Origin of the sequence: Pedobacter sp. (genome assembly GCF_040513095.1) — a bacterium.
In the GTDB taxonomy this organism is placed as follows: domain Bacteria; phylum Bacteroidota; class Bacteroidia; order Sphingobacteriales; family Sphingobacteriaceae; genus Pedobacter.
Map to the genome: position 1 here is coordinate 1 of NZ_JBEVDX010000106.1, position 12,140 is coordinate 12,140.

Annotated in this window: 9 protein-coding genes; 3 read left to right on the forward strand and 6 right to left on the reverse strand. The window is 45.5% G+C overall.

The genetic code is table 11. The annotated features are described in order from the left end of the window. Positions 1-210: 210 nt before the first annotated feature. From ABWY16_RS12725 to ABWY16_RS12745, 5 genes are all read right to left on the reverse strand, one after another. Positions 211-1,311 (reverse strand): glycoside hydrolase family 43 protein, encoded by a 1,101-nt coding sequence (locus tag ABWY16_RS12725; protein ID WP_353905022.1) that lies wholly within the window; start codon positions 1,309-1,311, stop codon positions 211-213. 21 nt (positions 1,312-1,332) lie between these two features. Beyond that, on the reverse strand, positions 1,333-2,505 hold the full coding sequence (gene uxuA / locus ABWY16_RS12730) for a mannonate dehydratase (protein WP_353905023.1): 1,173 nt from the start codon (positions 2,503-2,505) through the stop codon (positions 1,333-1,335). Between the two features lie 30 nt (positions 2,506-2,535). Then, positions 2,536-3,282 (reverse strand): SDR family NAD(P)-dependent oxidoreductase, encoded by a 747-nt coding sequence (locus tag ABWY16_RS12735; protein ID WP_353905024.1) that lies wholly within the window; start codon positions 3,280-3,282, stop codon positions 2,536-2,538. Beyond that, on the reverse strand, positions 3,272-4,312 hold the full coding sequence (locus ABWY16_RS12740) for a LacI family DNA-binding transcriptional regulator (protein WP_353905025.1): 1,041 nt from the start codon (positions 4,310-4,312) through the stop codon (positions 3,272-3,274). The genes ABWY16_RS12735 and ABWY16_RS12740 overlap by 11 nt, the downstream gene beginning before the upstream one ends. 106 nt (positions 4,313-4,418) lie before the next feature. Continuing rightward, a complete protein-coding gene (locus ABWY16_RS12745; RefSeq protein WP_353905026.1) occupies positions 4,419-5,447 on the reverse strand; it encodes a LacI family DNA-binding transcriptional regulator in 1,029 nt (342 codons plus the stop codon). 117 nt (positions 5,448-5,564) lie between these two features. On the opposite strand from ABWY16_RS12745, the gene ABWY16_RS12750 reads away from it, so the two are divergent. Genes ABWY16_RS12750 through ABWY16_RS12760 form a run of 3 tightly spaced genes read left to right on the forward strand, consistent with a single transcriptional unit; the run spans position 5,565 to position 10,093 of the window. Next, entirely contained in the window at positions 5,565-7,040 is a 1,476-nt protein-coding gene (locus ABWY16_RS12750) for a xylulokinase (RefSeq protein WP_353905027.1), read from the forward strand. A 21-nt stretch (positions 7,041-7,061) separates the two neighbouring features. After that, positions 7,062-8,393 (forward strand): xylose isomerase, encoded by a 1,332-nt coding sequence (gene xylA / locus ABWY16_RS12755; protein WP_353905028.1) that lies wholly within the window; start codon positions 7,062-7,064, stop codon positions 8,391-8,393. 11 nt (positions 8,394-8,404) lie between these two features. Further along, the gene (locus ABWY16_RS12760) at positions 8,405-10,093 is read left to right on the forward strand and encodes a sodium/sugar symporter (protein WP_353905029.1); all 1,689 of its coding nucleotides are present in this window, start codon (positions 8,405-8,407) and stop codon (positions 10,091-10,093) included. Positions 10,094-10,162: 69 nt separating this feature from the next. On the opposite strand, the gene ABWY16_RS12765 is transcribed toward ABWY16_RS12760, so the two are convergent. Beyond that, complete coding sequence (locus ABWY16_RS12765; protein WP_353905030.1) at positions 10,163-12,139, reverse strand: sialate O-acetylesterase; 1,977 nt, start codon at positions 12,137-12,139, stop codon at positions 10,163-10,165. Between the last annotated feature and the right edge of the window lies 1 nt (position 12,140).

The following is a 12,140-nucleotide window of genomic DNA, read 5'->3' on the forward strand; positions in this document are numbered from 1 at the left end:
CTATGAGAGACAGCGTAATTGCACCAACGATCAATACGACTCAGATTGACCCGGCAATCGCCGCCAATCTGAATATTGTCATTAAAGAAGCTATTCCTGCGAAGTTAAAAGTAACTATGAGTAATACTTTTGGTTTCGGCGGACATAACGGAACGGTTGTTTTTAAAGCATTATAAATTCTTAAGGGCGCCATTTCCTGGCGCCCTGCTTTTACTTTTTGTACGGACTGATCGTTCTGATTGTCCCGTCAGCCTCATGTTGGAGGGTAGTTACCTTTATATTTCTTAAGTGCGTTTTGCCATTTGACAATTGCGTATCATGATAAAAAATAAGCCATTTTCCTTTGTATTCTATAATGGAGTGATGGGTTGTCCAGCCCACTACAGGCAGCATTATAATTCCCTGATAGGTAAAGGGGCCATAGGGCGAATCCCCTATTGCATACACCAGCTTATGGGTGTCACCGGTGGAGTAAGAAAAATAATACCTGCCATTGTACTTATGCATCCAGGAGCCCTCAAAAAACCTGCGGTCGTGATCTCCGCCCAGTAAGGGCTTACCATCTTTATCCAGGATCAGCACATCTTTTACTTCCCCGGCAAACTGCTTCATATCAGGACTGAGTTTAGCAATTTTCGCCGTGAGCGCAGGTTCTTTATCTTTCCCCAAATCTGTCTTGGAGCCATTCGCCGCGTATTGTCCATTGCTCCATCGCTGCAGCTGTCCGCCCCAGATTCCACCAAAGTACATATATGTGCTTCCGTCAGTATCAGTAAATACAGCCGGGTCTATGCTGAAACTGTTTTCTATTGGTTTTTTTTCTGCTGTGAATGGCCCTGCGGGTGTGCTTGCTGTTGCTACCCCAATCCTGAAAACGTCCTTTTTGTCTTTAAGCGGAAAATAAAGATAGTATTTTCCATTTTTGAAAGCGGCATCCGGTGCCCAGAGCTGCCTTCCGGCCCAGGGAATATCTTTAACTGTTAAAGCCACACCATGATCTGTTACCTGTCCGCCAATGCTGTCAACTGAGAAAATGTGATAATCATCCATTGCAAAATGATCACCATTGTCATTCTCAGGTATGCCTGCGTCAATATCATGCGAAGGGTAAATGTAAATTTTATCCTCAAAAACATGCGCAGAAGGATCGGCAGTGTACATTTTAGTAATCAGTGGCTTTGAGATCGCTCCATTAAAAGCAGTGCTGTCTGCAGGAGCTGCAGTTTTCTTTTTTTCCTTACACGCTGTCAGTACCAGCAGAGGCAGGCTAAGCAGCAGAAGCAGTTCCTTGTTCATCAGTTTATACATCATATTTGGTTTTTCTATAGTTATTTATTGTTCAAGCGACCTTCCTATTCCCAATTCCAGTCCCCTCAGCTCTGCCAGGCCTTTTAAACGCCCGATAGCAGAGTAGCCCGGGTACGTCTTCTTATGCAGGTCGTCCAGCATCTGGTGTCCATGATCAGGCCGCAGCGGCAGCGGCACGCCGGTTTGCTGCATCAGTATCACCAGTTTTTTCATCACTGCAAACATGTCCACGTCCCCACTCAAATGCGCGGCTTCATAGAAGTTGCCTTCCACATCCTGGGTTGTATTCCGTAAATGCACAAAATGGATCAGCTTGCCATAACGGGAGATAATTCCGGGAAGGTCATTTTCCCGCAGCACACTGAGCGATCCAGTGCAGTAACAAAGTCCGTTCGCTTCTGAAGGGCACGCGTTTGTAATAAAATCGAGGTCTGCCTCGGTGCTGACTATCCTGGGTAAGCCGAGAATAGGATATGGTGGATCATCTGGATGGATAGCCATTTTAATACCTGCTGATGCTGCCGCAGGAATGACCTCCCTCAGAAAGAAACTGAGATTTTCCCGTAAAACCGCAGCATCTATAGCTGCATAGGCTTTCAGGGCTTCCAGGATAATTGCAGGTGTAAATTGTACATCAGAGCCGGGCAAACCCAATAAAACACTGTTAAACAGGTAATCTTTATCTGCTGTGCTCATGGACTCAAATTTTGTCTTAGCCAAGCTGGTCTCTTCTGCACTGTACTCCTTTTCTGAACCTGGCCTCTGCAGAATGAAAAGATCAAATGCAATGAAAGCAGCCTTTTCAAACCGGAGGGCTTTACTGCCATCAGGCAAAGTAAATGACGGATCAGTCCTCATCCAGTCGAGCACAGGCATAAAATTATATGTTACTACTTTCAGCCCCGCTGCCGCCAGGTTCTGCAGACTTACTTTATAATTTTCAATCAGTTCCATGTAATTGCCGTCACGCCGCTTTATAGCTTCATGTACAGGCAGACTTTCAACTACATTCCATTCCATCCCGGCATCTGCAATGACATTTTTACGCAGCAGGATTTGATCAACGGTCCATATTTCTCCTACGGGAATATGATGTAACGCAGTAACTACGGCCGTACATCCTGCCTGACGGATATCCTGCAGGCTTACCGGATCAGAGGGACCAAACCAGCGCATACTTTGTTCAAATTGTATCATGAGCTTTGCAATCGATTGTCAAATTATTCATTAAAATCCGATAGAATTACCTCCATCAACCGGAATGACTACTCCTGTCACATATTTGGCACTTTCAGAGCTCAGGTAATAAACTGCATCAGCGATGTCCTCAGGTAATCCCAGATGCCCCATCGGTGTGCGCGACAATACTTTGTTTTTCCGCTCAGGATCGTTATCAAGTGCTTTGGAAGACATGTCTGTTTTGATGAAACCGGGAGCAACGCAGTTAATCCTGATCCCCAGTGGTGACAATTCAACAGCCATAGCCTTTGTCATTCCTTCAATTGCAGACTTGGCTGCCGTATAGGCAATCACTTTCGGTATTCCATACTGAGCTGCCATCGAACTGATATTGACTATTGACCCGCTGCCGGCACTGTTCATGACTTTTGCCACTTCCCTGCTTATTGCAAAAACAGCTAGTACATTGGTTTGGATCACATGTAAAAATTCATCATCCGTCACTTCCAGGAAGGGCTTCTTATGATTGATTCCGGCATTGTTTACCAGGATATCAATCTGGCCAAATTCAGCGGTAATCTCCTCCACAAGGGCAGGTATAGATGTAATCTGCTGCAGGTCCAAAACCTTGTAACTGCATAAACTGCCCAGTTCTGCGGCAGTATCCCTGAGATTTTCTTCGTTTCTTCCGATCATTACCGTAGTGATCTGCTCCGCCACCAGCTTCTTTGTGATCGCCAGGCCTAAGCCTGCAGCACCCCCGGTAACAATGGCTACTCTCTTTTTATTGGTCATTTGACTTCTTTTTTAATGATGATTCCCTGATCACCAGTTGCGATTTTAATATGATAGTATTAGCCAGTGCAACATCACTTTCCCCCCTGATATGGGTTACCAGGTGACGGGCAGCGATTTTCCCCATTTCTTCACCGGGGTAATTGACGGTTGTCAGCATTGGTTCAGAAATCCGGGAGATCACATCATTGTTAAAGCCGGCCACAGCGATATCTCCGGGTATTTGAAGCCCGGCATCCTTGAACACTTTCATGCAGATTACGGCTGAAAGGTCGTTCGCAGCAAACAGTGCATCGGGCCTCACTTTCATCTTTAAGATCTCCCTGGCAGCACTGACTGACGACTCTTCAGTCAGGTCTGTCTCAAATACTATCTGCTCATCATAAGGGATCTGGTGTGCTGCAAGCGCATTCATATAACCAGCCTTCCGGTCATGGTATACGTTTCGCATCAGGCTTCCCGTAAGATGCGCAATCTTGCTGCAGCCCTGTTCAATCAAATGCGAAGTAATGTCATATCCGGCTTTTGTATTATTGATCACAACTTTATTAAAATCGTCATTTTCAATTACCCTGTCTACAAAAAGCAGGGGAATACTGTGCCTGATATAGCCATCGAAATGATCCAGGCTTCTCGTATTGGCCGCAAGATTGACAATAAGCCCGTCCACCCTGTTGTGCAGCATGGCTTTTGCATATTTTATTTCATTCTCCTCCAGTTCAAGCGACTGGCTGATGAGCATATTATAGTTGGCACTGTTAAGCTCCTTTTCTATTCCGGCAAGTATAGCTGAGATAAAATAACTGTTTAACCTTGGTACAATGACCCCTATTGTATTGGTTTTCTGGTTACGCAGATTTCTTGCGAAAGTATTGAACCGGTAACCCATTTCATTCGCTGTATCAAATATCTTTTTCCTGGTCTTTGGGTTCACTGCAGGATTATCCTGCAAGCCCCTGCTAATGGTTGATGGAGCCAGTTTCAGACGCTCAGCGATATCATAAATAGTAATAATCTTCTCAGCCTTCATATATAGACAACCTAAATCAGGGTCTAAAGTAGTAAAATTTTACTAAAATGCAATCCGTTGCATTATTAAAACATCAAGAAAACCACAGCTTTACAAAAACTGTATTTTAGCTTCTGCTGGTCGATTTACGGACGATGAGTTTAGGTTTTATACTCACAATTTTTGGCTCCACACCATAGTCAAAAGCTTCCATTTCCTGGAAATAAAGATTAGCAATCGTTTTACCCATACTTATACTGTATTGATCTATAGTTGTGATCGAAGGGCTGGTAATTTCAGTAAAAGGCTCATTGGAGTAACCGCATATGCCAAGTGTTTCCGGAACGGCTATCCCTTTATCAGTAGCTACTTCAAGCACTCCCAGGGCAGAGAAATCGGAGGTTGATGCGAATATGGCATCAGGTGGATCAGGCAGGCTCAGCAATTCCAATGTGGCCTTTGCACCCAGTTCTTTAGTCCAGGCATTTTCACACATCAGCTCCTCTAAAACCGGAAATCCAGATTTACGGATTGCGCTGAGATATCCTTCTTTCCGCTGACGGAAAATATCTATATCCTGCGGTCCTTCCAGTAAGGCAATTCTTTTGTACCCCTGTGCTACCAGGTGCAGCACTGCTTCCTGCGAGGCACGTTCATTGTCGTTAATTACCTTAAAAGTATCCAGTTCATCCACTACACGGTCAAACTGGATCAGACGGATATGCCTGTCCAGCACCTGCTGAAGGTGCTGATAAGAGCCTGTTTCGGCAGCAATGGAGATTATAATGCAGCTTACATGCTGGTTGATCAGCGCATTGACGCAATCAACTTCACGGGCGTGGAGCTCGTTCGACTGGCATATGATCAGGTTATATCCCTTTTTATAAGTGACCTCTTCCAGTCCGGCGATAATATTTGAAAAAAAATTCTGATTGATCCTCGGCACCACTACCCCTATCGTAGGATTATTGCCCTTCCTTAAATTGGAAGCCATCGCATTTTGCTGATAGTTCATTTCCGCAGCAGTCTTCAGTACTAATGCCTTGGTTGCAGCGTTTACTTTTGAGCTGTTGCTCAATGCCCGGGAAACAGATGAAGCTGCTAAATTGAGCTTCTGGGCGATATCATAGATAGTTGTTCTTTTCTGGCGTTTCATTATAAATACAAAAATGTAAAAAATAATCGGGCAATCGATTGCATAATAAAAATATTAACCTAAATTCGTTTTCCGTAACCGGGTATAAACTTAACAATTGCAATAACAACCACATATATGTTATTACTAGGAATAGATATTGGAACGTCCTCTATAAAAGTAGCTGTTGTAGATGCAGCAACTCAGCAAGTTGTCAGCTCAGCACAATTTCCGGAAAAAGAAAGCTTAATCACCGCACTGCAGCCGGGCTGGGCTGAGCAGTCACCAGAAATGTGGTGGGATCATGTGCAGCAGGCCTTTGCCATTTGTAAGGCTACAGGCAAATTTGATGCGCAGGATATTTCATCAATAGGTATTGCTTACCAGATGCATGGATTGGTATTGGTAGACAGGGAGCAAAAACTGCTGAGAGACAGCATTATCTGGTGTGACAGCAGGGCTGTAGAACTTGGCAATGCCGCATTCGATGCCCTGGGGCATGACTTTTCACTGTCGCACCTGCTCAATTCACCGGGCAACTTTACTGCTTCGAAACTGGCTTGGGTAATGCACAATGAACCAGAACTGTATGCTAAAATCGATAAGGTTATGCTTCCGGGGGATTTCATTGCTATGAAACTGACTTCTCAGATTACCACCAGCATTTCTGCGTTATCGGAAGGAATCTTCTGGGACTTTCAAACCAATAGTTTATCAGCAGAACTGATGAATTACTATGGTTTCAGCCCTGCACTTATACCAGAGATAAAACCTGTCTTTGCCGAACACGGAAGGGTATCGGCAGCTATTGCAGCTCAGCTGGGGTTGAAAGAAGGAACGCCGGTAACGTATAAAGCCGGAGACCAGCCAAATAATGCGCTTTCACTGAATGTACTGGAACCAGGTGAGGTTGCCGCAACAGCTGGCACCTCGGGCGTAATCTACGGTGTAAGTGATCAGCTGACGTACGATGACCAGTCGCGGGTTAACACATTCGCACATGTAAACTATACAGAAGAAGAAAAACGTTTAGGCGTATTGCTCTGCATCAACGGCACAGGAAGCCTTAACCGCTGGACAAAAAACTTATTCGGATCTTCTATGAGTTACGCCGCAATGAACGCTGAAGCAGGCAAAGTGAAAATCGGTGCTGAAGGACTAAGAGTACTGCCATTTGGAAACGGTGCAGAACGTATGCTAAACAACAGGCTTGTGGGTGTACATTTTCAAAATATCGACTTAAACCTGCATTCGCAGGCCCATCTTTTCCGTGGCGTACAGGAGGGCATCGCTTTTGCATTCCGTTACGGATTTGACATCATGCGCTCAAACGGCATGAGCCCGAATGTAATCCGCGCCGGAAAAGCCAATCTGTTTTTAAGCGACCTTTTTCTCGAAGCATTTGTAAACAGCACAGGAGTTCCGGTAGAACTGTATGAAAATGATGGCAGCGTTGGGGCAGCACTCGGATCAGGGATAGGTGCTAAAACCTTCTCGGCTCCTGCAGAAGCATTCAGCAATATCAAATGCCTTCAGGTAATAGAACCTACTGTAAGCGACACCTATGAGCCCGTTTACCAGGAATGGCTCAGTCTTTTGAACAAACAAGATTAATCTAAAATATAAACAAATCATATGACAAATGTAATTACGGGAGAAAAAGAATTCTTCAAAGGCATCGGACAGGTAAAATTCGAAGGCGCTGAATCAGACAATCCACTGGCTTTCCGCTGGTATGATGAAAACAGGATCGTTGCAGGTAAAACATTGAAAGATCACCTGCGCTTTGCCGGCGCTTACTGGCATTCATTTGTGGCCACAGGAGGAGATCCGTTTGGCGAACCAACAATCATCCATCCCTGGAATGAAAAAGCTGATGCCGTTGAAAGGGCAAAGGATAAGATGGATGCTGCATTTGAGTTTCTTACCAAAATGAACCTCCCTTTCTACTGCTTCCACGATGTGGATGTGGTTGATTACACCAACGATGTAAAAGATAATGAAAGACGCCTGCAGGCACTTGTTGAGTATGCAAAACAGAAACAGGAAGCCAGCGGCGTAAAACTGCTATGGGGTACTGCCAACCTGTTCTCGCACCGCAGGTACATGAACGGTGCATCCACCAATCCGAATTTCCACGTGCTTGCCCATGGTGCTGCACAGGTTAAATTTGCACTGGACGCAACTATCGCGCTTGGCGGAGAAAACTATGTATTCTGGGGTGGCCGCGAAGGTTACATGAGCCTGCTGAATACCAACATGAAACGTGAACAGGAACACCTGGCTAAGTTCTTACATGCTTCAAAAGATTATGCACGTAAACAGGGTTTCAAAGGTAACTTCCTGATAGAACCTAAGCCATGTGAGCCATCCAAACACCAGTATGACTATGATGCAGCTACAGTAATCAGCTTTCTGCGTCAGTATAACCTGATGGACGATTTTAAACTGAACCTCGAAGTAAACCATGCTACGCTTGCAGGACATACTTTTCAGCATGAAGTTCAGGTCGCAGCGGATGCAGGGCTTTTGGGTTCTATGGATGCCAACAGGGGTGATTACCAGAACGGATGGGACACTGACCAGTTCCCTAATAACATCAATGAACTGGCAGAAACTATGCTGATCTTCCTGGAAGCAGGCGGTTTACAGGGCGGTGGAATCAACTTTGATGCAAAGATCAGAAGAAATTCTACAGATGCAGCTGATTTGTTTTATGCGCATATTGGCGGAATGGACACCTTTGCAAGGGCACTGATCATTGCAGATAACATCCTGCAAAAATCTGATTATAAAAAGATAAGGACAGAGAGATATGCTTCGTTTGATGGTGGTGCGGGCAAAGATTTTGAAAACGGCAAACTTAGCCTGGAAGATCTGACAGCTTATGCGATTGAAAAAGGTGAGCCTGAAACGCTGAGCGGTAAACAGGAACTGCTGGAAAATATCGTTAACAGATATATTTAATCTATCAGATTATGCATTCATTAGGCACATACGACTATGTCGTTTTCCTGGTCTACTTCCTTGTTGTAGCCCTTTATGGCTGGACAGTTTACCGTAAAAAGCAGGCACAGGCAGAGAATTCCAAAGATTTCTTCCTGGCGAAGGACTCCCTGACCTGGTGGGCTATCGGCGCTTCCCTCATTGCCTCAAATATTTCTGCGGAACAGTTTATTGGCATGAGCGGATCTGGCTTTACCATGGGCCTGGCTATAGCAACCTACGAGTGGATGGCCGCAGCTACGCTGATTATAGTAGCTACGTTTTTTATCCCGGTATATATCAAGAATAAGATCTACACTATGCCCCAGTTCCTGGGACAGCGCTACAACAGTACGGTGGCAATGATCATGGCGATCTTCTGGCTGCTCCTGTATGTGGTAGTCAACCTTACATCAATATTATACCTGGGCGCACTGGCCATTAACAGTATATCAGGAATCAATACTACAGCCTGTATGTACATCCTGTCCATATTTGCGGTGATTATCACCCTTGGGGGAATGAAAGTGATTGGATATACAGACGTGATCCAGGTTTTCTTTCTGATTCTTGGCGGACTGGCTACAACTTACCTTGCCTTACAGCTGGTATCAGCACACTTTGGTACTACAGGGGTGCTCAACGGGCTGGGACTGATCAAAGAGAAAGCAGTTGACCATTTCCAGATGATCTTCCACAAGGAAAATCCGCATTACATGGACCTGCCCGGCTTATCAGTACTGATTGGCGGGATGTGGATTGTGAACCTGAACTACTGGGGATGTAACCAGTACATTACGCAAAGGGCACTGGGTGCAGACTTAAAAACTGCCAGAGGCGGATTGTTGTTCGCAGCTGCCCTGAAGTTGCTGATGCCTGTCATCGTAGTTTTACCCGGGATTGCGGCTTATGTACTGTACAAGGAAGGTGCCGGATCATTCCAGATGGATATGATGAAGGACGGTTCGCTGAATGCGGATTCCGCTTATCCGGTGTTGCTTAACCTGCTCCCGGCAGGACTTAAAGGTTTGTCTTTTGCAGCGCTTACGGCAGCTATTGTTGCCTCACTGGCAGGGAAAGCAAACAGTATTGCTACGATCTTTACACTTGATGTTTACAAAAAGGTCATCAATAAAGATGCCGATGAGAACAAACAGGTAATCATTGGACGCATCACTGTGATTGTAGCTATGATCCTCGCGATCATTATTGCACCACAGTTGGGTATAGATAAAAAAGGAGGTTTCCAGTTTATTCAGGAGTATACAGGTTTTGTATCACCTGGTATCTTTGCTATGTTTATCCTTGGTTTCTTCTGGAAAAGGACTACTTCCAATGCAGCTTTATTTGCTACCATAGGAGGATTCCTGATGTCTGTAGGATTTAAGGTATTGCCTTCTTTTGCAAATCTTCAGTGGTTAAACCCTATGGGTTTCTCTAAACTGGTAGAGCAGAAAGATGGCAGCATGTTATACGAGATCCCTTTCCTTGACAGGATGGGTTTTGTATTCGTCATCTGTATTGTTGCGATGTATATCATCAGCCTGTTTGAGAACAGGAACGGAGTAAATCCTAAAGGTCTGGAGATCGACCGTGGGATGTTTAAAACCACACCTGGATTTACGGTTGGCGCAGTGCTGATCATGGGTGTGATTGTTGCACTTTATACTATCTTCTGGTAGTACAGGTATAGACAGCTTTTAATAGCCCCCTGCACAAGCAGGGGGCTATTTTTTATACCTCAGTATCTATTATTTACCAGTCATAAACGGGGAAGCCGGAAGCCCTTCCCTATTGTACAGATTAGCTCCTTCGGGATTATCCGCCCAGGCATATCTTACATAAAGTGGTTGTTTGACTTCGTCATTCCATACGATGACTTTATCCCCCTGAATACGGGCTTTTGCCCATAAAAACTTTTTATCAGCACCGGCAATGGCAAACTGCATCAGCTCTCCTCCTCCTTTGGCCATTAATCCGCTTCCTGTATTGCTGAAGAAAACGCTGATTGTACCTTTCTCTACCTGGGCCGACTCATATAAGGGGCCGGAAGCAACCAATTTCTTATCACCGTAAGCCAGCTTTCGCGCAAGCAAGGCGAGCCTCTCCCCCACATCCTTTTTATTGGTTGGATGGATATCATTCCATTCACCGGCATCGATATTTACACTCATTGCCGTACCTGGCACTGCTAACGTTTTAAGTTGTTCCTGCCGCAATTCTGCCCACTGGCTTTCAGATGGCAAATACTGGACTTCCATGAAATTTGGCAGCTGTGCGTATATGAATGGCAAATCCGGCTGATGCCACTGCCGGCGCCAATCTGCAATAAGTGCAGGCAGCAAATAACCGTATGCGGCAGGCTGAAAAGTATTGGCTTCTCCCTGATACCAAAGTACACCTTTGACAGCAAAATTAACTGCAGGGGCAACCATCGTATTGTATAATCCGGACGGTTCATTCTGCATCATAAAACCAGGACCCGGGGCTGGGTTTTTTAACAGGTCAAACACCTGCCCTACCTTATATTGCCAGTCGCCCCGCAGATCAACCTCCTTATTTCCTATGACCAGCCGATAAGGTTTATCGGGTACAAAACCACCTTTACCGGTATTACTCACAACTTTTACCACAATTATATTCCTGCCCGCCTTTAATAGCCCTGCAGGAATTAAATATCTTCTTGGGGGGTACTGATAGGAAGTAGATCCTGCAAACACTCCATTGACATAAACCATATCCGCGTCTACAATCCGCCCCATAAACAGCATTGCAGTTTTTCCCTGTTCCGTAACAGGGAGTTCCACTTCCTTGCGGAACCAGATCACACCATTCAATCCCCTTACGCCCTGATCTGCCCAGTAACCAGGCAGCCAGAAAGGATGCCAGTCCCGTGGCACATAGGCAGGATCATACCATTTTAGTGTCCCCCGCATCCCGGCGTCCGGATTTTCTCCCTGCCTGCCCTCCTGCTCCGCAGTTGGCCCGGTGCTTTTTTGCGGTAAGGGTAAGGGGCGGGTGATCTGCTGCATGTATGCACTATCCTGAAATTTTTTCAGCTTCTCTGCGTATTCAGGTAAGTGTTTGAGCCCTTCAGCACTAGTCCATGCCTCAACAGGTGTTCCCCCAACACTGGAATTGATAATGCCTACGGGAACATGGTACTGCTGGTAGATTTTTCTGGCGAAAAAATAAGATGCAGCTCCAAAGTTTAACACATTCTCAGGAGTTGCATTCATCCACTTCCCCGGAGGTAAATCCTCATGCAATGCGCTTACATCAGCTGCCGTAGGGACAAAAAAGTTGCGGATCCGTGGGTAGTTGGCTGTTTTAATGTCTTCCGGATACCTTTCTTTTACCCGCTCCATATTGATTACCATATTGGATTGCCCGGCACAAAACCAGACATCTCCGATCAGGATATCATGAATTACCAGGTGGTTGCTGCCTCCTATATCCATATCATAAGGCCCCCCGGCTTCCATCGCAGGTAACAGCAGCATCCATTTGCCCTCGGCTGATGCTTTGGCAGTATAATTTCTGCTCCTGAAGCGGAGCCTGATCTTTTCACCAGCAGATGCCCAGCCCCAGATTTTGAGCTGTGTATTGCGCTGCAGCACCATACCATCACTGATCAGTTGCGGCAGACGTATATTGGCCAGGCAAACATGCCCGGCCAATAACAAACCGCTCATAAGAATAACCGCTAAACAGTTGCGTTTCATCATT

What these genes read in the sequence shown, in the direction of transcription:
- ABWY16_RS12725 (WP_353905022.1), bottom strand. Translation starts at nt 1,311, where the DNA reads ATGATGTATAAACTGATGAACAAGGAACTGCTTCTGCTGCTTAGCCTG.
- uxuA (WP_353905023.1), bottom strand. Translation starts at nt 2,505, where the DNA reads ATGATACAATTTGAACAAAGTATGCGCTGGTTTGGTCCCTCTGATCCG.
- ABWY16_RS12735 (WP_353905024.1), bottom strand. Translation starts at nt 3,282, where the DNA reads ATGACCAATAAAAAGAGAGTAGCCATTGTTACCGGGGGTGCTGCAGGC.
- ABWY16_RS12740 (WP_353905025.1), bottom strand. Translation starts at nt 4,312, where the DNA reads ATGAAGGCTGAGAAGATTATTACTATTTATGATATCGCTGAGCGTCTG.
- ABWY16_RS12745 (WP_353905026.1), bottom strand. Translation starts at nt 5,447, where the DNA reads ATGAAACGCCAGAAAAGAACAACTATCTATGATATCGCCCAGAAGCTC.
- ABWY16_RS12750 (WP_353905027.1), top strand. Translation starts at nt 5,565, where the DNA reads ATGTTATTACTAGGAATAGATATTGGAACGTCCTCTATAAAAGTAGCT.
- xylA (WP_353905028.1), top strand. Translation starts at nt 7,062, where the DNA reads ATGACAAATGTAATTACGGGAGAAAAAGAATTCTTCAAAGGCATCGGA.
- ABWY16_RS12760 (WP_353905029.1), top strand. Translation starts at nt 8,405, where the DNA reads ATGCATTCATTAGGCACATACGACTATGTCGTTTTCCTGGTCTACTTC.
- ABWY16_RS12765 (WP_353905030.1), bottom strand. Translation starts at nt 12,139, where the DNA reads ATGATGAAACGCAACTGTTTAGCGGTTATTCTTATGAGCGGTTTGTTA.